This is a genomic window from Novosphingobium sp. SG751A (assembly GCF_013149295.1).
GTDB lineage: Bacteria > Pseudomonadota > Alphaproteobacteria > Sphingomonadales > Sphingomonadaceae > Novosphingobium.
Map to the genome: position 1 here is coordinate 74,720 of NZ_JABGCB010000007.1, position 23,575 is coordinate 98,294.

The window sequence follows — 23,575 nt, forward strand, 5'->3', positions numbered from 1 at the left end:
GCGAGCGATGATTGCAACGGATGATGCCAAGAGCCTTGAGCAGGAAGGGTGGATGCCGCAAGAACGGCTGATCACCGATCTGCTGGACAAGGCGGTCGAGCATCATGCCGAAAGGATCGCGCTCGACTTTCTGGGCCGCACATGGACCTATGGCGAGGTTGGGCGTCTGGCCGACCGGGCGGCGCGCGGGCTTTACGCGCTGGGCCTGCGCAAGGGGGATCGCTTTGCGCTGTGCCTGCCCAACACGCCCTATTTCGTGGTGATGTATTTTGCCGCGCTGAAAATCGGGGCGGTGATCGTCAATCTCAACCCCATGTACACCCCGCGCGAGATGGATCACCTGATCCGCGATTCCGGCGCGCGGATGATCGCGGTGCCCGATGTGGCCAGCATCTATGTCAAGGTGCGCGAGGTTGGTCCGGCGGCGGGCATTGAAAAGATCGTGATGTGTCCGCTGGCCCCCATCCTGCCCACGCTGCAATCTTTGGGCTGGCGGGTGCTGAAACGGCGCGAACATGCCCGGTACAGCGAGGATGATCTGCATATCGGCTTCTTCCGCCTGATCGAGCGCAAGGGCGATATGCCCGCCATTGAGCGCAGCCCGCAGGATCTGGCCGTGCTGCAATATACCGGAGGCACCACCGGCACGCCCAAGGGCGCGATGCTCAGCCATGCCAATCTGACCGCCAATTCGGCCCAGATGCTGGCCCATCTGGGCCATGCGATGAGCGCGCAGGAGCGCGTGCTGGGCGTGTTGCCGATGTTCCATGTCTTTGCGCTGACCACGGTGCTCAACTTTTCCATCGAGATCGCCGCGGAAATCGTGCTGCTGGCCCGGTTTGACCTCAAACAGATGCTGGCCACGATCCGGCGCACAAAGCCCACCATCATGTTTGGCGTGCCGACCATCTGGGTGGCGATGAACAATGAGGTGGCGCCGGGCGAGGCGCCCGATCTGTCGCATCTGTCCGCCTGCGTTTCGGGCGGGGCGCCGCTGCCGCTGGACGTGCGGCAGGCGTTTGAAAAGCTGACCGGCGCGATCATCACCGAGGGCTATGGCCTGTCGGAGGCCAGCCCAATCATCACCTGCAACCCGATCAACGGGCGTATCAAGGACAACAGCTGCGGCCCGGCCTTCCCCGCCACGATCATCGAGATCCGCAATCCGGAAACCGGCGAACTCCTGCCCACGGGTGAACGGGGCGAGGTTTGCGCGCGCGGGCCGCAGGTGATGCAGGGCTATTGGCACCGCCCCGAAGACACCGAAAAGACTTTTGTCGACGGCGCGCTGCGCACCGGCGACATCGGCTATCTGGATGATGAGGGCTATCTGTTCCTGGTCGACCGGATGAAGGATGTGATCCTGTGCGGAGGCTTTAACGTCTATCCCCGCGTGATCGAGGATGCCGCCTATCACCACCCGGCGGTGGAGGAAGCCATCGCCATCGGCATTCCCGACGCCTATCGCGGGCAAAGCCCCAAGCTTTTCATCAAGCTGCACGCCGGAATGACCGCCACGCCGCAGGAATTGCTGCATTTCCTTGGCGATTATCTCAACAAGATCGAGATTCCCAAGGAGGTCGAGATCCGCGACCATCTGCCGCGCACGCTGGTGGGCAAATTGTCGAAAAAGGAACTGGTGGAGGAGGAGCGCCGCAAGCGCGAAGGTTAGGCCATGCGCGGCTAGGCCTTCTGGCCCCTTGCGAAAAGCGCAACATTTTGGTCGAATAGGCCGATGGGGGATCGTGAGATGGACGCAAAACTGGAGGAGACCGGGCCGAACAACAATGGGCCGGAGGACACGGGCAGGAGCCGCGACCTGATGGGGATTCAGGAGGTCGCCACCATGCTCAATGTCACCCATCGCACCTTACGCTTTTACGAGGACAAGGGGCTGATCGAGCCGCAGCGGGTGGGCAACACGCGGATATATGCGCGGCGCGAAGTGGCGCGGATGCAATTGATCCTGCGCGGCAAAAGGCTGGGCTTCACCATCCGCGAGATCAGCGAATTCCTCGACCTGTATGATGCCGATCCCGAGCATGTCGAGCAATCGAAGCTCCTGCTGCGCCGCATCCGCGAAAGGCTGAAACTGCTGGCGCGGCAAAGGGCGGCGATCGAGGAAACGGTGGGCGAGCTGAAAAAGCTGGAAGCCGAGACGCTGGCGGAAATTGCTGCTGCGGGGGGATAGTTCGCAGGGCTTGTCTGCGCCGGGATGGCGGCCTATCTCAGCCGCGATATTGCAACGCAGCAGGAGCCAGCCATGAGTGACACCGCCAATTGGGCAGAAACCCACATCGCCTTGGTGACGGGGGCCACCTCGGGCTTTGGCCGGGCGGTGGCGCTGCGCCTGTTGGCCGGGGGTGCGCGGGTGATCGCCACCGGGCGACGGCACGAACGTTTGAATGAACTGGCCGCAGAAGCGAATACCGACCGCCTGCTGACCATTGAACTGGACGTGACGGAAAAGGACTGCGGCGAGAAACTGCTGGCCGCCCTGCCCGAAGCCTTTGCCGGGATCGACATCCTGTTCAACAATGCCGGCCTCGCGCTGGGTCTGGGCCCGGCGCATACAGCCGATCTGGACGAATGGGAGACCATGATCGAAACCAATGTGACGGGCGTTGTGCGCATTGCCCATGCGGTGCTGCCCGGCATGGTGGCGCGCGGGCGCGGCCATGTCATCAACGTGGCCAGCATTGCGGCGACCTATCCCTATCCGGGCGGCAATGTTTACGGCGGCACCAAGGCCTTTGTGCGCCAGTTCTCGCTGGGCCTGCGCGCCGATCTTCTGGGCACGCCGATCAAGGTCACCTCGCTGGAGCCGGGCGCCTGTGAGACCGAGTTTTCGCAGGTCCGCTTTGGCGGCGACAAGGACAAGGCCGCCGCCGTCTATCAGGGTATGAAGCCGCTGTCGGCCGATGATGTGGCGCAAACGGTCGAGGCGGTGCTGCGCCTGCCCGAACATCTCAATGTCAACACGATCGAGATCATGCCCGTGGCTCAGGCCTTTGCCCCGCTGGCCATGGCGCGCAAGTAATGCGCACGACCTATGAAGATGCTTCGGTCCGCCTCTATCATCTGGATGGCGGACCAGAAGGCGGAGCAGCGACCACTTTGTTCTACGGTCCGCTCAGCGAGGCCATGCGCATCGCCGAGCAGCAACCAGCAGAGGTGCAGGAAGGCCTGTTCATCGCCACCGACAATGACGTGGTGGCCTTCCTCGACCTGTTTGAGGGCTATTAAGCCAGAATAGCCTTGCCCTGGGTGGTGGTCTTGGCGGCCATCTCTTCGGCGGTGGGAGGAGTGGGGATCAGCAATCCGCGCTGCACCGCAGGGCGCGCGCCAATGTCCGCCATCCAGCGCGCGATATTGGGCAGGCCATCGAGCGTGACCCCCGCCCATTCGTGCCCGCGCACCCATGGGAAACAGGCGATGTCGGCAATCGAATAATCGCCAACAAGGTAATCGCGCCCCTCCAGCGCCGCATCCAGCACGCCCAGCAGGCGGCGGCTTTCGCGCGTGTAGCGTTCGATCACCGCGGGCAGCTTTTCCGGAAAGTAGCGGTTGAAGACCGTGGCCTGCCCCATCATCGGGCCAAGGCCCGCCACCTGCCACATCACCCACTGGATCGCGCGGCTGCGGCCCTGCGCATCGGCGGGAATGAAGCGGCCAAATTTCTCGGCCAGATAGAGCAGGATCGCGCCGGATTCGAACACTGCAAAACCATCGTCGACCAGCGCGGGGATCTTGCCATTGGGGTTGATGGCCAGAAATTCCGGCGTCTTCTGCTCGTGATTGGTCAACGAGATCGGCGAAACCTTATAGGGCACGCCCAGTTCCTCCAGCAGGATCGTGACCTTCCAGCCATTGGGCGTTTCGGAGGTGAAAAGTTCGAGCATCGCGGCATCCCTTATTTGTTGGCCTTATTTGTTGACCCGCGCAGCAAACACGCCCCAGCCCCCGCAACAAGGCCAGCGTCCCCGCTATCATTAGGGGTGACAGCTTCAGAGAGCCGGCGCCCATCCTGTTACTCTTGCTGATAGTATTCGTTTCCCCCTTGGCAGCGCGCCAACCATGCACCAGATTGACAGTAACACATACAAACAGATCAGCGGGAGCGGTCCATGGCCAAGGATAACAAGATCACCTTTTTCGACCTCAACCACGAGAGCGGCTGCACCACCAGTCCTTTCGTCTGGGCGACGAAATATGCGATTAAGCACAAGGGTTTCGATCTGGATGTGGTGCCCGGCGGGTTCACCGGCATTCTGGAACGCACGGGCGGACGCTCGGAACGCCTGCCGGTGATCTGCGATGATGGCGAATATGTCCTCGATAGCTGGCTGATTGCCGAATATCTGGATGCCAAATATCCCGACCGCCCCACGCTGATCGGCGATCCTTCGGTCAAAGTGCTGGCGCAATTCCTCGAAACCTGGCTGTGGAAGACCGCGATCAGCCCGTGGATGACCTGCTATATCCTGCAATATCGCAGCCGCGCCTTCCCCCACGACCACGCCTATATCACCGAATCGCGCGAACGCATGTTCGGCAACCGCAAGCTGGAAGACATTGCCGTGGGCCGCGAGGATCGCCTGCCCAAGGTCTTGCCGGAACTGGAATTGCTGCGCGGGCTGCTGGGCCAGCACAAGTGGCTGGGCGGGGAAACGCCCAACTATGCCGACTATCGCGCGCTGGCCGTATTCCTGTGGTGCGCCAGCGTGGCCGATATTCCGCCGATGACCGAAGATGACCCGCTGCGCGACTGGATCGACCGCGGTTTCGACCTTTACGGCGGCCTTGGCCGCATTCCGGGTATGAGCCCGCTGTTCGGCCTGCAATTGCGCGAGGGCGATCCTGAACCCTTTGCCAAGGGGCCCTCGCTGGTGGCGGGTCTGGTCAAACGCAACACGGGTCCGGCCAGCACGGCAGCCGAAACCGCCCATATCACCGGAGCCAAAAGCACCAATCAGGGTGAAAAGGCCGAGGCATGATGCACACTTCGGGCGAGCAGGAACCGCCCTCGGGCGTCCTGCGCATGTATCACATCCCCGGCTGCCCCTTTTCCGAGCGGGTAGAGATTTTGCTGTCGCTGAAAGGGCTGGCCGACAGGCTGGCCCATCATGACATCGACATTTCCCGCCCCCGCCCGGAATGGCTGTTGCGCAAGACGCGCGGGACCACGGCCCTGCCCGCGCTGGAACTGGAAAATGGCGAGACGCTGAAAGAAAGCATGGTCATCATGCGCTATTTCGACGAGCGCTTTCCGCAGGTCCGCATCGCCCGCGCCGATCCTTATGAACATGCCGTGGAACAGATGCTCTGCGCCACCGATGGGGCCTTTACCGGGGCGGGCTATCGCATGATCCTGAACCGTGACCCGGCCCAGCGCGAGGCGTTGAAGGCCGAGGTCGATGCGCAATATGCCCGGCTCGATGCTTTCCTGCGCGATTATGCGCCGGATGGCGATTACCTGTTCGACCGTTTCGGCTGGGCCGAGGTGGCTTTTGCGCCCATGTTCAAGCGCCTGTGGTTCCTCGAATATTACGAGGATTATGCGGTGCCGCAGCTCCTCACCCGCCTGCTGCGCTGGCGCGAAGCATGTCTGGATCATCCGGCGGTCAAGGCGATTCACAGCCACCGCGAACTGATGACGCTCTATTACGATTATGCCCAAGGCGGCGGCAATGGCCGCATTCCCGAAGGGCGCGCCGTCTCCAGCTTCACCCTCGATCCGCCATGGGACACCCGCCCCATGCCCCCCCGCGACAAATGGGGCCACGCCGCCGGCGATGCCGAGCTTGGCCTGATCCCCGCCTCATAAAAGGACATATCTCATGAAGAACTATCCGCAGAATTTCATCGACGGCCAGTGGGTCGACAGCATCGGCGGTACCGCCCACACGGTCATCAACCCCGCCACCGAGGGCGCGGCCAGCCAGATCACGCTGGGCACAGCCGCCGATGTGGACGCCGCCGTGGCCGCCGCGCGCCGCGCCTTTGCCAGCTTCAGCCAGACCACCAAGGAAGAGCGCATCGCCCTGCTTGGCGCGATCATCGAGGCCTATAAGGCCCGCATCGGCGACATTGCCGAGGCGATCAGCACCGAAATGGGCTGCCCGATCAGCACCTCCTCCACCGCGCAGGCGGGGTCGGGTCTGGGCCATCTGGCCAATGCGCTGGCGGCTTTGCAGGCATATGAGTTTGAGGAAAAGATCGGCGACAACAAGGTCGTGCGCGAGCCGATCGGCGTGGTGGGCCTGATCACCCCGTGGAACTGGCCGATGAACCAGATCGTCGCCAAGGTCGCCCCGGCGCTGGCGGCGGGCTGCACGATTGTTTTGAAGCCGTCCGAAGAAGCCCCCACCTGCGCCGCCGTGTTTGCCGAGGTTTTGGCGGCGGCAGGCGTTCCGGCGGGCGTGTTCAATCTGGTGCAGGGCGACGGGCCGGGCGTGGGCGCGGCGATTGCGGCGCACCCCGACATCGACATGGTCAGCTTTACCGGATCGACCCGCGCCGGGATCATGGTGGCCAAGGCCGCCGCCGATACGGTCAAGCGCGTGACGCAGGAACTGGGCGGCAAATCGCCCAACATCGTCCTGCCCGGCACGCCGCTCGACAAGGCGCTGCCCGGTGGCTGCGGCGGCGTGCTGCTCAATTCGGGGCAAAGCTGCGTGGCGCCCACGCGCCTGTTGGTGCATGTCAGCCAGCATGACGAGGCGGCGAAACTGGCGGGCGAAATCTTTGCCGCCAAGCCGGTCGGCGATCCGCTGGCCGAAGGCGGGCATATCGGCCCGGTGGTCAACAAGGCGCAGTTTGACAAGATCGAGGCGCTGATCGCCAAGGGTATCGAAGAAGGCGCCACGCTGGTCACCGGCGGCCTCGGCCTGCCCGAGGGCGTGGACAAGGGCTATTTCGTGCGTCCCACCGTGTTTGCCAATGTCACCAATGATATGGCGATTGCGCGTGAGGAAATCTTTGGCCCCGTGCTGGTCATCCTGCCGTATAAGGATCTGGATGAGGCCGTCGCCATCGCCAATGACACGCCCTATGGCCTTGGCGCCTATATCGCGGGCGATCCCGCCGTGGCCAAAACCATCGTAGGCAAGATCCGCGCCGGCTCGGTCTATGTCAACGCCGGGGGCCTTGCCATGGACATGCCCTTTGGCGGGTATAAGCAATCGGGCAATGGCCGCGAATTCGGCAAATATGGGCTTGAGGAATATCTGGAGGTCAAGTCGGTGATCGGCGCGCTTCCGGCCTGATCGAACGGGGGTGCGGTCCGCCGCACCCCGTTTTCACGCCATCTCAGCGGCCAGACGGCGTAATTTGGCCGCGCTGGCATCATCGGCGGGGGCGAACAGGATCAGGCGCTGGCCCGGCACTTCCTCGATCGCATAGGACGTGTGGTGAAAAGCGATTTCACCCACGTCGGGCAGGGTGGCGCTGTTCACATCCTCAAAATGGCTGCGGATTTCGGCGGCCTCCCAATATTCGCGGAACAGGTCGGAGGCTTCGTTCAATTCCGCAATCAGCGTCTCGAACACCTGCGGCTGGGCGGTGCGGCTGTAATCCCACTTGAAGCGCGCGACCAGACGCCGCGCCATTTCGCGATAGCGCTCCGGATCGATCCGATAGCGTTCGTTGAGCATCAGGATGCGGAACAGGTTGCGCTCTTCGCGCGGCAAAGGCGCATAATCGCGGAAAAGCTGGGTCACCAGCGCGTTCCAGCCCACCACGGTCCAATCCTCGACGATCACCAGCGCGGGGATCGAGAGGCTGTCCATCAATTGCTGGGTGGATGGGCGCACGGCCTCGTCGGCCTTGCCGGTCAGCGGCGGCGGGCGATGCTGGGCCAGCGCGAAGAGAAATTCACGCTCCTGCGGCTCAAGGCGCAAGGCCTTGCCCAGACGCTCGATCATCGCGGCGGAAAGCTGAACCTCGCGGCCCTGCTCGAACCATGTGTACCATGTCACGCTCATCCCCGCGAGCGTGGCCACTTCCTCGCGGCGCAGCCCGCGCGTGCGGCGGCGCTCGCCCGCGGGCAGGCCCACATCGGTGGGGGCCAGCCGCCCGCGCGCGGCCTTCAGAAAGCGGGTAAGTTCCTCTCTTTGCGCCATATCCTTGCCTCTTGCCCGTATTTCCTTCCGCGCCCCTTACACTATATGGGAAACCACGAAAGTCTGTTCTGCCTGTTACTCTCAATAATGGCACAGACAAAGGCCTGTTCAACACCTGTCAGACGGGCATAGCGTATCAATCAGAACATTTTCCCCCAATGGAGAGGACATTCAATGGCCGATAAGGTCTTTATCACCTGCGCCGTCACCGGCTCGCCATGGCCGCTGCCCAAGCATCCCAATTTCCCTTTCCGACCCGAGCATGTGGCGCAGGAAGCGCTGGATGCCGCCGCCGCCGGGGCCTCAATCATCCACCTTCATGTGCGGGATCGCGAAACCGGCCATCCCAGCACGGAACTGGAGGATTACCGCGAGGTGGTCGGCCTGATCCGCGCCAAGAATACCGAGGTGATCCTCAACGTCACCACCGGTCCGGGCTGCACATGGATGCAGAGCGAGGAAGACCCCAGCCTGCCCGGCCCCGGCACGCTGATGTTCACCGCCGAAAAGCGGCTGGAGCATATTCTCGACCTCAAGCCTGACATGTGCACGCTCGACATCTGCACGATGAACCTGTGGGGCGGGGCGGCGATCAATCTCAAGCCCATGGTCACGCGGCTGGGCCATATGATTCAGGACGCGGGCGTCTTGCCTGAGATCGAATGCTTCGAAGCGGGCGATTTCGTCTATGCCGAGGATCTGATTGCCGAAGGCGCGCTGCCCGCCCATTCGCCCTACACCTTTGTGCTGGGCACCAAATATGGCCTGCCCGCCACGCCCGAGGCGATGCAATATTCCAAGAACCAATTGCCGCGCGGCGCCACCTTCACCGGCTTTGGCATTCAGCGCCATTCCTTCCCCATGGCTGCGCAATCGGTGCTGCTGGGCGGGCATGTGCGCACCGGGTTTGAGGACAGCACCTATCTGCGCAAGGGCAAGCAGGCAGCGGGCAATGCCGATATGGTCAATTGGGCGGTCGAGCTGATCGACCATCTGGGCGCAGATCTGGCAACGCCGGGCGAAGCGCGCAAAATGCTTGGTCTGAAGAACTAAACCACACGAATATAAAGGAGAGGATCATGGCTTACACTCCCCCCGCGCCCGCCCAGAACGCCGCGCCGATGGCCGATGTTCGCGGACGTACCGCCTTTATCACCGGCGGCGCCAATGGCATCGGCTTTGGCATCGCCAGCGCGCTGGTTCGTGCCGGCGCCAATGTGGTGATCGCCGACATCCGCGAAAGCGCGCTGGCCGAGGCCAAGGCCGCGCTGAACGCCGACGATCAGGTTGAAACCGTGCAACTGGACGTGACAGACCGCGCCGCGTTTGCCGCCGCCGCTGACAAGGCCGAGGCGCGCTTTGGCAAGATCCACATCCTTGTCGGCAATGCCGGGATCGGCGTGATGGGGCCGATCATGGATGCGCGCTATGACGATTGGGACTGGGGCATGGGGGTGAACCTTGGCGGGGTCATCAACGGGCTGGTCACCATCCTGCCGCGCATTAAAGCCCATGGCGAAGGCGGGCAGGTCGTCACCACCTCCTCGCAAAGCGGACTGCTGCCGATCTCCTATTCGGCGATCTATTCGGCGGCCAAGGCGGCGATCATCGGCATCACCGAGGCGGCGCGCGGCGAATTGGCGGCGCTCAACATCGGTATTTCGGCCTTCTGCCCCGGCCCGGTACAGTCAAACATCGCCCATTCCGGCGAATTGCGCCCCGAGGACAAGAAGCAGGACACCGGCTATCTGAAGCGCGAGGAAGAGCTGGAAGCCCGCCCCGTCTCGCCGCTGTGGATGAGTCAGGACGAAGTGGGCGAGCGCGTGCTGTCGGGCATTCGCCGCAACGATCTCTATATCCTGACCCACCCGGAATTCGGCCCCGGCATGCAGCGCCGCTTCGATTCGATCATGGCCAGCGTGCCGGATGAAGAGATCAACGAGGCCCGCGCCAAGGAGATCTTCTTCCTGCTCGACAATCCGATTTTTGCGGAACAGAGCGCGCGCTGCGCCAAGCAGCCTGCCGAAGCGTAATCAACCAAAGCCCCCTGCCCGCGCGGCGGGGGGCTTTATTTTTCGTCCTGCGCCAGCCCCCGCGCGATCACCGCGCAGGCCATCAACTGAATCTGGTGAAACAGCATCAGCGGCAGGATCACCACACCCACCTGCGCCGCCGGGAACAGCACGCCCGCAATCGGCACCCCGCTGGCCAGCGATTTCTTCGAGCCGCAGAACAGCAGCACGATGCGGTCCGCCCGCTCAAAGCCCAGCATCGCGCCCAGCCCCCATGTGGCGGCCAGCACGACCGCCAGCAGCACGGCGCTCAAGCCGGCGATCAGCCCCAGTTCCCACAGCGGCAGATGGGTCCACAGCCCCTCGACCACGGCGGCGGAAAAGGCGGTATAAACCACCAGCAGGATCGAGCCGCGATCGACATAGCCGATCATCGCCTTGTGCTTGCTCACAAATTTGCCGATCACCGGGCGCAGCCCATGGCCCAGCGCAAAGGGCAGCAGCAGTTGCAGCACGATCTTTTCAATCGAACTCCACGACATGCTGGCCCCCGAACCGCCCATCAGCAGGCTGGCCAGCAGCGGCGTGATGAAAATGCCCGCCAGATTGGAGAAGGAAGCCGAACAGACTGCGGCGGCCACATTGCCCCGCGCAATCGAGGTAAAGGCAATCGAGCTTTGCACTGTCGAGGGCAGCAGCGTCAGGAACAGCATCCCCGAGGCCACCAGCGCGGGCAGCCCCGGCAAAGCCGCCAGCCCGAGGCCCAGCAAAGGGAAGAGCGCGAAGGTCGTGCCCATCGTGGCCAGATGCAGCCGCCAATGGCCCGCACCCGCCACAATCGCCTCACGCGAGAGTTTCGCGCCATGCAGAAAGAACAGCAGCACGATGGCCGCATCGGCGGCATGGTCGAACAGGTTCGCCCCCATCCCCCGCGCGGGCAGCACCGAGGCAAAGGCCACCGTGGAGAGCAGCGCCAGAATATAGGGGTCGAAAGCTGATTTGAGACGGTCGAGCATCCCCCCTGCCTAAAGATTGCCGCGGCCCAGAGCAAGATGGCGGCTTGCGTACAGGATCGCGCTGTCATATCGCTATGAAGCATAACCAATTAAGCGCGACGATTCCCTTGCGGGATCGCCCGACAACGGGCATCAACAGTCTAACCCGCGTTAATAAAGGCGGTATCGAGAGGATGGAGAAAGACTTTGGCATCTGCGCCCCTAAACCCTGTTGATCCGCGCCGGGTGCTGGCCGACAGCCCGATGGGCTGGCGCCAGATCGTGGGCATTGCCCTGTGCGCGCTGCTCAATGCCCTTGACGGGTTCGATGTGCTCTCGATCAGCTTTGCCTCGCCCGGCATCGCGGCCGAATGGCATGTCGAGCGCAAGGTGCTGGGCTATGTCCTCTCGATGGAAATCTTTGGCATGGCGGCCGGATCGATCCTGCTGGGGCGGTTGACCGACCGGCTGGGGCGCATCCCGACGATGGTCATCTGTCTGGTCATCATGGCATCGGGCATGATCGCCGCACCCATGGCCTGGGATGTCACCTCGCTGGCGGTGATCCGCCTGTTCACCGGGCTGGGCATCGGCGGAATGCTGGCCGCGACCAATGCGGTGGCCGCCGAATATGCCAATACCCGCTGGCGCAGCGCAGGCGTCGCGCTGATGGCGGCAGGCTATCCGCTGGGCGCGGTGGTGGGCGGCACGATTGCCAGCAAGATGCTGGTGACGGGCAATTGGCGCGATGTGTTTTATCTGGGCGCGGCGCTGGCGCTGATCCTGCTGCCGCTGGTGCCGCTGCTGATGCCCGAACCCATCAACGCCATCCTGCACCGCCGTTCGGCGGGCGCGCTGGAAAAGCTTAACCGCTCGCTGCGCGCCTTTGGCCATGCACCGGTCGATGCCCTGCCCCCGGTGGACACTGCACCCAAGGCGCGCGTGGCCGATCTGTTCGGGCCGGAATTGCGCAGCGTCAGCCTGCTGCTGCTGCTCTCCTATTTCGCCCACATCCTGACCTTCTACTTCGTGCTGAAATGGGTGCCCAAGATTGTCGTCGATATGGGCTTTCCGGCCTCGGCGGCGGGCGGCGTGCTGGTCTGGGCCAATGTCGGCGGTTTGATCGGGGCTATTCTGTTCTCGCTCTCGGCGCTGCGGCTGCCGCTGCGTCCGACGCTGATGGTGATGATGGTGGCCTCGACGGTGCTGGTGGCGCTGTTTGGCCATTCGCCTGCCGATCTCTCGCGCCTCTCGCTGGCTGCGGCGGCCGTGTCTTTCTGCACCAACAGCGTGATCGTGGGCTTCTATGCGCTGATCGCCCAGAGCTTTCCCACCCCGCTGCGCGGCACGGGCACGGGCTTTGTCATCGGCGTCGGGCGCCTGGGCGCGGCCACGGGGCCGATTGTCGCGGGCTATCTGTTCGAGGCCAAGCTGGGGCTGCCGGTGGTGGCGCTGGCCATGTCGGGCGGCTCGCTGGTGGCGGCGGCGGCCTTGCTGGTCATGCCGCATCGCGAAAATGCCGCCCACTGATTTTCAACCCTGATCGATCCTGCTAGGGGCGGCCTTATGACCGCCCCTATCGAACCGTTCCGCGCAATGGCCATCGGCCAACTGGCCCACAAGCTGGCGGCAGAGGGCCGCAGCGTGATCCATATGGAATATGGCCAGCCATCGACCAGCGCGCCTGCCGCCGCGCTGGCCAAGGCGCATCAGGTGCTGGACACCGAGGCGCAGGGGTACTGGGAAAGCGCGCCTTTGAAAGAGCGCATCGCCCGGCATTACGCCGACACGCAAGGCGTCACCATCCGCCCCGAACAGGTGATCCTGACCTGCGGCGCGTCGCCCGCCCTGCTGCTTGCCCTGTCCAGCGCCTTTGCGCCGGGCGCGCGGATCGTCTGCGCCCGCCCCGGCTATGTCGCCTATCGCAACACTTTGCGCGCGCTGCATATGGAACCGATCGAAATCCCCTGCGGCGCGGCGGAGCGTTATCAGATCACGGCGGCGGCCCTGGAGGCCATCCACCCCGCCCCCGACGGCGTCATCATCGCCAGCCCCGCCAACCCCACCGGCACGATCATCGATCCGCAAGAACTGGCCGCCATCGCAGCGGTCTGTGCGCGGCGCGGCATCCGCATCATCTCTGACGAGATCTATCACGGCCTGTCCTATACCGGGCCTTGCGTCTCGGCGCTGGTCCATGCGCCCGATGCGCTGGTGGTCAACAGCTTCTCGAAATATTTCTCGATGCCGGGCTGGCGTCTGGGCTGGTTGGTGGCGCCCGATGATCTGGTTGATGCCGCCTATGCGCGGATGAGCAATCTGATGCTGACGCCTCCGGTTTTGGCGCAACATGCGGGCCTGATCGCCTTTGATTGCGACGAGGAGTTGCAAGGCCATATCGCCACCTATGCCGCCAACCGCGAGGCGATGCTGGCGGCGCTTCCCGCGTTGGGCCTTGCCCGGATCGCGCCGCCTGATGGGGCCTTTTACATCTGGGCCGATATTGGCCACCTGACCAATGATTCGATGGAATTCTGCACCCGCCTTTTGCAGGAAACCGGGGTCGCCTGCGCGCCGGGGGTGGATTTCGATCCGGTCGACGGCCACCGCTTCATGCGTTTCAGCTTTGCCGTCTCCACGCCGCTGGTGACCGAGGCGATTGAGCGCATGATTCCCTGGTTCGCGCGGCAGGGGTTCGCGCGGCAGGGTTAAGGCCCGCACGCCCCCGATTCCGGCCCAAAGTGCAATTCACCCGCGCCGCCTCATCGTGGCATGGCTTGGCATCCCCCCAAGAATGAGGATGCCATGATGAAGTCCATTTCTCTGATTGCAGCGCTGGGCGGTATCGCGCTGTCTGCCACGCTTTCGGCCACCACCGCCTATGCCGCGCCGGCGCCCACGCCCGCCACCTTCACCTCGCGCTGCGCGGTATGCCACAATGCGGAAAAGGGCGGCGCGGACAAGGTCGGCCCGGATCTCTTCGGCGTCTATGGCAAGAAGGCCGCCACCGGCAAGCACAACTACACCGAGGCGCTGAAGAAGGCGAACCTGAAGTGGGATGACGCCAATCTGGACAAGTGGATCTCAGGCCCCATGCAGATGGTGCCCGGCACCGCCATGGCCTTCCCCGGCATCAAGGACGCGGCCAAGCGCGCCGAGCTGATCGCCTGGCTCAAAACGCTGAAGTAAGCGGCACCGCATAAGCCCGAAAGGGTCGCAAGAGGGCGGGAGGGGTTGGGCCTTCCCGCCCTTTTTGTTTGCCCTCCCCTTTTCAAGCCCAAATGCCGCGCACAAAAAAGGGCGCGCGAGCCTTCCCTCGCGCGCCCATCTTCCTTGGGAGTGATGCTTCCTTAGAAGATTTTGGCTTAGAAGAACAGAATACCGCCCAGCGCCACCGCATCGCTGGTGGCCGAATTGCCATTGTGCGCCTTGGCGTTCGAGTTGATATATTCGCCGATCAACGTCACCCAGCTGTTCAACCCATAGCGAAGCTGGCCCACGGCGCTGCTGTTTACGCGCACCAGCGTCGGGTTGGCGGCGCGGTCGGCAGCGTCGGTATGGTTGAGATAGCTGGCGCCATAGCTGCCCGCGATGGTGAACTTGCCCTGCGTCAGCGCGGCCTGCACGTAATAGCCTTCGCTGCTGCGCGACTTGCCCGCAGCGTCGGTGTCGAACAGGTTCAGCACCGTCGTGCCCAGCCCCTTGGCCGTGTAATAGGTGCCCACCAGCGTCAGCGGGCCATAGGTCGTGCGCGCGCCCACATCCAGGCCCTGCCCGGTATAGCTGCCGCCCGCCACGAACTTGTGCTCCTGCGTGATGCCCGAGGCCCACAGGTGGAGCTTGACCGCATCGAAGGCGCCGTCATAGGTCACCTTGCCCTGGAAACCGGGGCTGGAATTGTTCTGCGCGCCCGCCGTCAGCGAGTTGAGCGGCTGGAACACGCCCACCGATGCCTGGAACCCGCTCATGCTGGGCGTGGTATAGGTCATCTGGGGCTGGAAATCGGTGTAGATATAGCCCGAGCCGATGCGGCCCAGCGTCGTGTTGGCAGGCGCCGCATTGCCGCCGGTCGGGCCGGAGGAGAGCAGCGTGATGTCATTGAGGATCGCTTCGGAACCATACAGACCGATGGCGCGGCCGATCTTCAATTCACCAAAACCCTTGCGGCCAATGGTCAGATAGGTTTCGCGAAAGTCGATGCCGGCCGTCGCCAGAGCGGTCGGCTGACCGCCATTGTTGGCGCCCAGCGCGCCCCATGCCGCGCTGTTGATGCCCGGATACATGCCGAAATGCGCGCCCACATCCCATCCGTTCTGGGTGGTGGTGGCGTCCACCTTCAGGAAGCCGGGGAGCAGGCCGTTGCGCACCGCGCTGGTGTTGCCGCCCACGCTGGCGATGCCGCCGGTAACAGCGGTGTTCGCGCCGGGCTTGGCCGCGCCGTCATAGACGTAGAAGCCATTGATCGAGCCGGAAAACTTGATCGTGGCCGGGCCGACCTGAAGGCCGATCCCGCTGTCGGTGGCGCGCACGAATTTGGCGGTGTCCCCCGCCACCACCGGAGCCCCCATCACCGGAGCTGGCGCCGCAGGAGCAGGCGCTTCGGCCTCATCCTTGAGCAACTCGTTATATTCCGCGTCCGAGAGGATGCCCTTGTCATGCAGACGCTTGAGCAAGGCCTGCGAATTGCCGGCATAGGCCGGGGCCGAAACACCCATCATGGCCACGGCACTCGCGGTGCCGAGCAGAACTTTCCAGAGCATGATACTCTCCCTTGTCGATCCACTTTATCTGCTGTGGTGATGGGAGAATGAGGCTCGAAAGGCCCTTCTTGAAATTGGACTTTCGGGTCTGGTACTTTGGGAGAACGAGCTTGTTCCTAGGTATCAGACCCGATCAGCTTTACGAAAATCAGGGTGCAATCGCCACGCCCCAAGGCCCCGCGCCCGCCGGAATGGTGGCGGTCACGGTGCGGGTGTTAAGATCCACCACGCTGACATCGTCGCTGATGCCATTGGCCACGATGGCACGGCCGCCATCGGGCGTGATCGCCAGATGCCATGGCCGCTGGCCAACCTTGATATAGGCCTCGACCGCATGGCTGGCGACATCGACGATGGCGATATGATTGGCCCTGCCCAGCGCGACAATCGCCTTGCGCCCATCGGGGGTGAAACGGATGCCGCAGGGCATCACGCGAATCGGTTGGACGCCGGGTGGGGCAAAAGCGATGGTCGCGGTGATCGCGCGGGTGGCCGGGTCGGCAATCTGGACCACGCCGCCCATTTCCGCCGCGATCCACAATGCGCGCCCATCGGCAGTAAATTCGACATGGCGCGGGCGCGCCGCCGTCTCGGTCGTGTCGATCACCTGGTGGGTGGCCGCATCAATCCACGAGATCAGCTTGCCATCCTCGCTGGTGACGACAATCACCCTGCCATCGGGGCTCTGGGTGATGCCCTCGGGCTCCTTGCCCACCGGCACCTGCCACGCCACGGCGCGCGAGGAAAGGTCGATCGCGGTCATGGCCGCATCGTCCTCATTGCTCACAAACAACAGTTTTCCATCGCGCGAGGGGTAGAATTGCTCCGGGTCCTGACCCGATGGCAGATGGGCCACCAAGGCTCCGCTGGCCCGGTCACGCAGCTCGACCGCATTGTCCAGCCCGCTGGCCACCAGCAATTGGGCGCCATCGCGCGTCAGGGCGATGCCGCGCGGGCGCTGGCCCACTTTCCATGTGGCCACCGCCTTGCCCGTGGCCAAATCGATCACGCTGACCGAATTGCCGCGCTCGTTCGAAACATAGGCCGTTTGCGCCGATGCCGGGGTGGGGATCAGCGTATTACCCAAAATGGCAATAAGCAGGGCGGGAATCGCGTGTTTCTGCGCAGTTCGCTTTGTCATGATGGCAGCATATCCCCCCGTATCAGCCCATGAATAGCACCAAGGTCCAATATAGACATGACCGCAGGGATCATAAACTCGCATCACGGAAACAAAAGACGCGGGCCCGGCACATCGGCACCGCCTTGTGGTGAGAAAGAAGAGAGGAAGATCTGATCATGTCCGGATTTTTCAAGCGCGTCACGCGCGCCCAGACGATGCTTGCCGCCGCCACGCTGCTGGCCGCCGCCAGCGTCGGCACGCGCCTTGCCGCCCATGGCGACGTTACGCCCCAGCCGGTTGATACCAGCGCATTGCCCGATATTGGCGACGCATGGGTGACGCATAACCCCTATCGCGGCAATGCCAAGGCCGCCGAAATCGGCAAGTCGGCCTTTGGCCAGAACTGCGCGCGCTGCCATGGTCTGGATGCGATTTCGGGCGGGATCGCGCCGGATCTGCGCTACCTTGAACTAGGCGATTCGGGCGACGAATGGTTCGTTCAGCGTTTCCAGCATGGGTCGAGCCGCGATGGCAAAGTTTACATGCCCCCCTTTGGCGAAGCGTTGGGCCAGAAGGCCGGTTGGGCGATCCGCGCGTGGCTGGAAACACGCCACACGGATGACTGATCTGTTGGCGACTGATTTACTGGCGACTGATATTAAAAGATAAAAACGGGAAGAAGGCGGCACATGGGCAAGCAGGCAACCGGCATTGGGCGCAGGGCGTTTCTGGCGGGAGGGCTTGCCGCTCTGGCCGCCCCCTTGCCGCTTTCGGCGGCGCCTCTGGCCAAGGTGCGCGAATTGGGCACGCTGCGGGTGGCGGTGTATAAGCACAACCGCCCGTGGTCCTGGGCCGAGCCGGACAACAGCACCAACCTGCGCGGGATCGATGTCGATCTGGCCGGGGCGATTGCCAAGACGCTTGGGGTAAAGCTCGATATTGAGGAGTTTACCGCAGGCGATGATATGGCCACAGACCTGCGCAATGCGGTGTGGCGTGGGGGCCTGCTGGGCTTCAAACCCGCCGACATCATGATGCATGTGCCGTTTGACCGGCAATTGATGGTCGAAAACGACCAATGCGCGATTCTGGCCCCCTATTACCGCGAGAGCTTTGCCGCCGCCTGCGGGCCGGAGCAGAATGATTGCGACGTGCCGGCGCCGCAATATCGCGGGCGGCGCATGGCCGCGGCTGTTGCCACCATTCCCGACATTTATCTCCTATCCAGCTTTGGCGGCACGCTGCGCTCCAGCGTGACGCATTTCAACACCGGCCATGACGCAGTGCTGGCGCTGGGCACAGGTCAGGCCGATGTGGCCGTGGCCACCAGGGCCGAGGTCGAGGCCGCGATCTTCGACATGAAAAACCCCGCCATCAAACCGCGCAAGCGCGCATTGGAGGCGATGATGTCGCCGGGATGGGACATTGGCATGGCGGTCAAGGAAAACAGCCGCTCGCTGGGCGATGCGGTCGAGGGGATCATCGGGAAAATGAGCGCCGATGGCCAGATGAAGGCGATTTTCGGCGCTTATGGCGTCGAATGGCGCCCGGCAATTTCGGCCTGAACATATGGGACAAGTCTGAGCTTGGCCTAAGGTCCAATTGCTGCGCAGCAGGGGGCCGATAGGCTGAACACCACGGGGGAGAAGCGCGTTAGGACGCGCGCGACAGCACAGACCCGAAAACCGACCGTTTCAAAAACAATTGCGAACGACAACAGGAGAGTCGAGATGAAGGGCAGAATTTCGCGCTATGTCGCGTCCTTTGCAGCATTGGGCATGGCCGCCGGTCTTATCGCCGGCGGGCCTTTGCTGGCCGCCGGCCCCACCAGCCAGGATCTGCTGAACGACGCGGCCACGCCCGGCGACGTGCTGACCTATGGCATGGGCCCGCAGGCGCAGCGCTTCAGCACGCTGGCCAAGGTCAATGTCGACAACGTGAAGAACATGGTCCCCGCCTTTGCCGCCTCGCTGGGCGGCGAAAAGCAGCGCGGGCAGGAAGCCCAGCCGCTGGTCTATGACGGCACGATCTATGTAACAGGTTCGTACTCGCGCGTTTTCGCGTTTGATGCGCGCACCGGCGAAAAGAAGTGGGAATATTCTGCTCGCCTGCCCGACGGCATCATGCCCTGCTGCGACGTGGTCAACCGCGGCGCGGCGATCCATGGCGACAAGATCATCTTCGCCACGCTCGACGCTCACCTGATCGCGCTCAACCGCAACACCGGCAAGGTGATCTGGAACAAGACCACCTCCGATTATCAGGCGGGCTATTCGGCCACCGCCGCGCCGCTGATCGTGAAAGACATGGTCATCACCGGCAATTCGGGCGGTGAATTCGGCATTATCGGCGAAGTGCAGGCCCGCAATGTTGATACGGGCGAGCTGATCTGGAGCCGCCCGACCATCGAAGGCAATATGGGCACGCTCAAGGGTCAGCCCAACGGCATGACCGGCAAGCTCAACGCCACATGGCCCGGCGACATGTACAAGACCGGCGGCGGCGCCACCTGGCTGGGCGGCACCTATGACCCCGACACCAACCTGATCTTCTTCGGCACCGGCAACCCCGGCCCGTGGAACAGCCATCTGCGCCCCGGCGACAATCTCTACACCTCCTCGACGCTGGCGATTGACCCCGACACGGGCGTGATCAAGTGGCACTATCAGACCACGCCCCATGACGGCTGGGACTTTGACGGTGTGAACGAATTCATCCCGTTTGACGCCACGATCAACGGCAAGGCGATGAAGCTGGGCGCCAAGGCCGACCGCAACGGCTATTTCTATGTGCTCGACCGCACCAACGGCAAGCTGGTCAATGCCAGCAAATTCGTGATGCAGACCACATGGGCCAATGGCATCAATCTGAAGACCGGTCGCCCCAACTATACCGAAGATGGCCGCCCCGGCGCGCCCAGCGGCACCGAAAAGGGCAAGGTGGTCTTCTCCTCGCCGTCCTTCCTTGGCGGCAAGAACTGGATGCCTATGGCCTATTCCAAGGACACCGGCCTGTTCTATGTGCCCTCCAACGACTGGGGCATGGACATCTGGAACGAACCCATCGCCTATAAGAAGGGCTCGGCCTATCTGGGCGCGGGCTTCACCATCAAGCCGATTGCCGAGGACCACATCGGCGCGCTGCGCGCGATGGACCCCAAGACCGGCAAGATCGTGTGGGAATACAAGAACAAGGCTCCGCTGTGGGGCGGCGTTCTGACCACGGCGGGCAATCTGGTGTTCACCGGCACGCCTGAAGGTTACCTCAAGGCCTTTAACGCCAAGACGGGGGAGGAACTGTGGAAGTTCAACACCGGTTCGGGCGTGGTCGGTTCGCCCATCACCTGGGAACAGGATGGCGAGCAATATGTGGCCGTGATGTCGGGCTGGGGCGGCGCTGTGCCGCTGTGGGGCGGCGAGGTTGCCAAGACCTTCAAGGAAATCAGCCAGGGCGGTTCGCTCTGGGTGTTCAAGCTGCCCAAGGGCTGATGAGAGGTGCGGCGCGGGGGGTAAAATTCCCGCGCCGCTCATCTTTGGAATTGACGCCGATGTACCATCAGAGAGATATGCTGATTAGTATGGCAACGCCCGACAGCATCCTGATCGTTGATGACCACGCGCTGGTGCGCGATGGCATGCGGACCCTCCTTGAAGGATGCTTTGCCCAGTGCAGCATTCTGGAGGCGGCCAATTACGCCGAGGCGCGCGAGGCACTGGCGAGCCATGCCGATGTCGATCTGGTGCTGCTCGATCTCAACATTCCCGATGCCAAGCGTTTTTCCGCCCTGCAAGGGCTGCGCGAGGAACATCCCGCCGTGCCGGTGGTGATGGTGTCGGGCACGCTCGATGGGTCGGCGGTGCGCGAGGCGCTTTCCGCAGGTGCGGCCGGCTTCATCCCCAAGAGCCTGAAGCGCGACCAGATCGTCGAAGCCCTGCGCCAGGTGCTGGCGGGCGAGATCTATGTCCCCGATTTCGACTTTGCCGAGGAAGCCAGCAGCGGCGAAGAAACCGCGATCCGCCAAAAGATCGCCACGCTGACGCCGCAGCAGAAGGTGGTGCTGGGCCTGCTCGTCTCGGGCCGATTGAACAAGCAGATCGCCTATGAGCTGGACGTTTCGATGACGACGGTGAAGGCGCATGTCTCGGCCATCCTGCAAAAGCTGAATGTGTTCAGCCGGACGCAGGCGGTCATTCTGGCCAATCGGGTCAATTTTCCGGGTTAAGCGCTAGGGGGCACCGGCCCTCTCCCCCGGCTCCGCCACCCATAGAGTATGCCCGTAGGGCAGCGGGGCCGGGAGAGAGGGCCGGTGCCGAACACCAAAACTTGAGTTTAGGGCCAATTACGCCCCGTTCCCCAACATATTGCGCATCAGCGCCCGCAATTGCGCAGGCTTGACCGGCTTGTTCAGCATCGGCACCCGCGCCTGCGCCAGCGCGGCTTTCACCTCGTCGCTGCGGTCGGCGGTGATGACCAGAGCGGGAATCTCGCGCCCCGCCGCCTTGCGCACCATCGCAATAGCCTCATCCCCGCGCAGCGCGCCGTCGAGGTGATAATCGGCGATGATCAGATCGACGCCCTGCGCAATGGCCTTGCCGGCCTCCTCATCCTGCGGCCCGGCGGCGGTGGCTACCTTATGCCCCCAATTGCGCAGCAAAGCCGCCATGCCCGCCAAAATCGCCGGATCATTGTCGATCACCAGCAGGCTCTGCGTGCCGCTGGCGCCGGGCAGCGCGGGGCGTGAGGCATCGCCGCTCTTGTCGCTGCGCGCCTCGGCCAGAGGGACCAGCACGGAAAAGGCGCTGCCCTGCCCCGGCGTCGATTCCACATCGAGACGGTGGCCCAGCATCGTGCTGGCGCGGCGCACAATGGCCAGCCCCAGCCCCTTGCCGGGAATGCGCTGGGTCGATTCCAGACGGCGGAACTCCTCGAAGATCGCTTCCTGATGCTCGGGCGCGATGCCGGGGCCGGTGTCGCGCACGGCGATGCGCGCGCCGCCCTCCTGCGCCGCAATGGTGATGCTGACACAGCCCTGCGCGGTGTATCGGATCGCGTTGGAGAGGAAATTCTGCAAAATGCGGCGCAGCAGGCGAATGTCCGAACGCACCCAGATATCGGTGACCGGAATGTCAAGCGAAAGCCCCTCGGCCCGCGCCACGGCGGCAAATTCGATGCGCAGCGCGGCCAGCATCGATTCCAGCTCAATCGCGCTCCACACCGGCGTGATCGCACCGGCGTCCAGCCGCGAGATCTCGAACAGAGCCTCCAGCAGATCCTCGACCGAATCGAGCGCCACCCCGGTCTGGCGCACCAAGGCCCGGCTGGGCGCGGCAAGCCGCCGTTCGGCCAGCGCCGAGACAAAAAGCCGCGCCGCGTTCAAAGGTTGCAGCAGATCATGGCTGGCCGCCGCCAGAAAGCGCGTCTTGTCGCGATTGGCGTGTTCGGCCGCCGTCTTGGCCGCGCGCAATTGTCCCTCGACCTCGCGCCGCTCGGCAATCTCGGCCTGAAGCGCGGTAGTGCGTTCGGTCACGCGGCGCTCCAGCATCTCCGCCGCCTCGCGCAGCGCGTCGCGATCCTGCACCCGCTCGGTGATGTCGTCAAAGCTGAAGGCCATGCCGCCGCCGGGCGTCAGGGGTGTTGAGCGGATGATGAAATGCCGCCCGCCCAGCACGCAGGGCCCCTCCATCTGCTCGCCCGTCTCGCGCCATTCCAGCACCGATGTGCTGTCCATCCCCAGCCGGTCGCGGCAATAGGAGAGCAGGCCCGCATGGGTTTCCAGACGCTTGCTGCCCCGCGCGTCCAGCCCCAGCAGCCGCACCATGCCCTGATTGCGCACCAACAGGCGGCGATCCAGCCCATAGTGGCACACGCCCTCGGACAAAGTATCGAGCGTGGCCTGAAGCACGAGATTGCGCTCGGCCAGTTCGCGGGCGCGTTCGCGCGCATCCTCGGCCTTCACCTCGGTCACATCGGTATAGATGCCGACGCGCCCGCCCTCCGAGGTCTTCAGTTCGTTGATCTGAACCCAGCGCCCATCGGCCAGCGCCTGAACATGCACCCGGTCCGCCTTGGCATGCTGCGAAAGCCGGTCGGCCAGCCAGCGCTCACGCGAGACCAGCGAGCCCACCGGCAGCCCGCTTTGCGCCGCCATTTCCGCAATCTCGCCAAACGTCACCGAGGAAAGATCGCGCCCGCGCAGCGCAGGCCAGAAGCCTAGATAGGCCTCATTATGCAGCAGCAGCCGGTCATCGGCATCAAACAGCGCAAAGCCATCGGGCAAGGATTCGATCGCGTCGCGCAGCCGCACCCGCGCCGCATCGGCATCGCGGTGGGCCTCGGCCATGTCGGCATTGGCCTCGTTCAGGCTGAAGAGCGCATTTTCCAGCGCCGCCGTGCGGTCGCGCACCATGCCTTCCAGCGCGATGGCCGCCTCGAACATCGAGAAAGCGCCGCCCTGAACATCGCTCGACCGCTCCACCCGGTCGATCAGCGCCTCGTTGATCTTTTCAAGCTGGCGGATGCGCTCCACCAACACACCGGCGTCGGACAGGTCCGCCTCGGCCAT

At 63.7% G+C, this 23,575-nt stretch carries 22 protein-coding genes; 16 read left to right on the top strand and 6 right to left on the bottom strand.

The features are described from left to right. Positions 1-7 precede the first annotated feature (7 nt). The 4 genes from FHW96_RS10945 to FHW96_RS10960 all read left to right on the top strand — a co-directional run bounded on the left by FHW96_RS10945 (position 8) and on the right by FHW96_RS10960 (position 3,246). Positions 8-1,672 carry a long-chain fatty acid--CoA ligase gene (locus FHW96_RS10945; protein WP_253950878.1) on the top strand — a complete coding sequence of 555 codons (1,665 nt, stop codon included), beginning with the start codon at positions 8-10 and terminating at the stop codon, positions 1,670-1,672. Between the two features lie 63 nt (positions 1,673-1,735). Continuing rightward, positions 1,736-2,191 carry a MerR family transcriptional regulator gene (locus FHW96_RS10950; RefSeq protein WP_172340612.1) on the top strand — a complete coding sequence of 152 codons (456 nt, stop codon included), beginning with the start codon at positions 1,736-1,738 and terminating at the stop codon, positions 2,189-2,191. 72 nt (positions 2,192-2,263) lie between these two features. Further along, positions 2,264-3,040 (top strand): SDR family NAD(P)-dependent oxidoreductase, encoded by a 777-nt coding sequence (locus FHW96_RS10955; protein ID WP_172340613.1) that lies wholly within the window; start codon positions 2,264-2,266, stop codon positions 3,038-3,040. Then, a complete protein-coding gene (locus tag FHW96_RS10960; RefSeq protein WP_172340614.1) occupies positions 3,040-3,246 on the top strand; it encodes a hypothetical protein in 207 nt (68 codons plus the stop codon). Before FHW96_RS10955 ends, FHW96_RS10960 begins: the two co-directional genes overlap by 1 nt. Here the strand turns inward: FHW96_RS10960 and FHW96_RS10965 are convergent. Next, a complete protein-coding gene (locus FHW96_RS10965) occupies positions 3,243-3,902 on the bottom strand; it encodes a glutathione S-transferase family protein (RefSeq protein WP_172340615.1) in 660 nt (219 codons plus the stop codon). The two genes, FHW96_RS10960 and FHW96_RS10965, sit on opposite strands and share 4 nt — an antisense overlap. A gap of 225 nt (positions 3,903-4,127) precedes the next feature. Here FHW96_RS10965 and FHW96_RS10970 point away from each other — a divergent pair, with 225 nt between their 5' ends. Genes FHW96_RS10970 through FHW96_RS10980 form a run of 3 tightly spaced genes read left to right on the top strand, consistent with a single transcriptional unit; the run spans position 4,128 to position 7,268 of the window. Continuing rightward, positions 4,128-4,997, top strand: coding sequence for a beta-etherase (locus FHW96_RS10970; RefSeq protein WP_172340616.1), 870 nt, complete (start codon positions 4,128-4,130; stop codon positions 4,995-4,997). Further along, on the top strand, positions 4,994-5,827 hold the full coding sequence (locus FHW96_RS10975; protein WP_253950879.1) for a glutathione S-transferase family protein: 834 nt from the start codon (positions 4,994-4,996) through the stop codon (positions 5,825-5,827). Before FHW96_RS10970 ends, FHW96_RS10975 begins: the two co-directional genes overlap by 4 nt. 13 nt (positions 5,828-5,840) lie before the next feature. Beyond that, a complete protein-coding gene (locus FHW96_RS10980; protein WP_172340617.1) occupies positions 5,841-7,268 on the top strand; it encodes an aldehyde dehydrogenase family protein in 1,428 nt (475 codons plus the stop codon). Positions 7,269-7,301: 33 nt separating this feature from the next. On the opposite strand, the gene FHW96_RS10985 is transcribed toward FHW96_RS10980, so the two are convergent. Beyond that, positions 7,302-8,123 carry a helix-turn-helix transcriptional regulator gene (locus tag FHW96_RS10985; protein WP_172340618.1) on the bottom strand — a complete coding sequence of 274 codons (822 nt, stop codon included), beginning with the start codon at positions 8,121-8,123 and terminating at the stop codon, positions 7,302-7,304. Positions 8,124-8,297: 174 nt separating this feature from the next. Between FHW96_RS10985 and FHW96_RS10990 the strand changes: the two genes are divergently transcribed. Further along, complete coding sequence (locus tag FHW96_RS10990) at positions 8,298-9,176, top strand: 3-keto-5-aminohexanoate cleavage protein (RefSeq protein ID WP_172340619.1); 879 nt, start codon at positions 8,298-8,300, stop codon at positions 9,174-9,176. Between the two features lie 26 nt (positions 9,177-9,202). After that, complete coding sequence (locus tag FHW96_RS10995; protein ID WP_172340620.1) at positions 9,203-10,156, top strand: SDR family oxidoreductase; 954 nt, start codon at positions 9,203-9,205, stop codon at positions 10,154-10,156. 35 nt (positions 10,157-10,191) lie between these two features. Here FHW96_RS10995 and FHW96_RS11000 read toward each other — a convergent pair whose 3' ends face one another. Further along, entirely contained in the window at positions 10,192-11,151 is a 960-nt protein-coding gene (locus FHW96_RS11000) for a bile acid:sodium symporter family protein (protein ID WP_172340621.1), read from the bottom strand. A 243-nt stretch (positions 11,152-11,394) separates the two neighbouring features. On the opposite strand from FHW96_RS11000, the gene FHW96_RS11005 reads away from it, so the two are divergent. From FHW96_RS11005 to FHW96_RS11015, 3 genes are all read left to right on the top strand, one after another. Continuing rightward, on the top strand, positions 11,395-12,660 hold the full coding sequence (locus FHW96_RS11005) for an MFS transporter (protein WP_172340807.1): 1,266 nt from the start codon (positions 11,395-11,397) through the stop codon (positions 12,658-12,660). A gap of 36 nt (positions 12,661-12,696) precedes the next feature. Continuing rightward, a complete protein-coding gene (locus FHW96_RS11010; RefSeq protein ID WP_172340622.1) occupies positions 12,697-13,842 on the top strand; it encodes a pyridoxal phosphate-dependent aminotransferase in 1,146 nt (381 codons plus the stop codon). Between the two features lie 93 nt (positions 13,843-13,935). Then, positions 13,936-14,319: a cytochrome c family protein gene (locus FHW96_RS11015; RefSeq protein WP_253950880.1), complete on the top strand. Its 384-nt coding sequence runs from the start codon at positions 13,936-13,938 to the stop codon at positions 14,317-14,319. 176 nt (positions 14,320-14,495) lie between these two features. Here the strand turns inward: FHW96_RS11015 and FHW96_RS11020 are convergent, their stop codons facing one another. Then, complete coding sequence (locus tag FHW96_RS11020; protein WP_172340623.1) at positions 14,496-15,890, bottom strand: porin; 1,395 nt, start codon at positions 15,888-15,890, stop codon at positions 14,496-14,498. A 148-nt stretch (positions 15,891-16,038) separates the two neighbouring features. Next, positions 16,039-17,031, bottom strand: coding sequence for a PQQ-dependent catabolism-associated beta-propeller protein (locus FHW96_RS11025; RefSeq protein WP_172340624.1), 993 nt, complete (start codon positions 17,029-17,031; stop codon positions 16,039-16,041). 197 nt (positions 17,032-17,228) lie between these two features. On the opposite strand from FHW96_RS11025, the gene pedF reads away from it, so the two are divergent. The 4 genes from pedF to FHW96_RS11045 all read left to right on the top strand — a co-directional run bounded on the left by pedF (position 17,229) and on the right by FHW96_RS11045 (position 21,235). After that, on the top strand, positions 17,229-17,639 hold the full coding sequence (pedF, locus tag FHW96_RS11030; RefSeq protein WP_253950900.1) for a cytochrome c-550 PedF: 411 nt from the start codon (positions 17,229-17,231) through the stop codon (positions 17,637-17,639). Between the two features lie 63 nt (positions 17,640-17,702). Continuing rightward, complete coding sequence (locus tag FHW96_RS11035; protein ID WP_172340626.1) at positions 17,703-18,578, top strand: ABC transporter substrate-binding protein; 876 nt, start codon at positions 17,703-17,705, stop codon at positions 18,576-18,578. Positions 18,579-18,743: 165 nt separating this feature from the next. Then, positions 18,744-20,501 carry a methanol/ethanol family PQQ-dependent dehydrogenase gene (locus FHW96_RS11040; RefSeq protein WP_172340627.1) on the top strand — a complete coding sequence of 586 codons (1,758 nt, stop codon included), beginning with the start codon at positions 18,744-18,746 and terminating at the stop codon, positions 20,499-20,501. 77 nt (positions 20,502-20,578) lie between these two features. Further along, a complete protein-coding gene (locus FHW96_RS11045) occupies positions 20,579-21,235 on the top strand; it encodes a response regulator transcription factor (RefSeq protein WP_253950881.1) in 657 nt (218 codons plus the stop codon). Between the two features lie 117 nt (positions 21,236-21,352). Here FHW96_RS11045 and FHW96_RS11050 read toward each other — a convergent pair whose 3' ends face one another. After that, on the bottom strand, positions 21,353-23,575 hold the full coding sequence (locus FHW96_RS11050; RefSeq protein ID WP_172340629.1) for a NahK/ErcS family hybrid sensor histidine kinase/response regulator: 2,223 nt from the start codon (positions 23,573-23,575) through the stop codon (positions 21,353-21,355).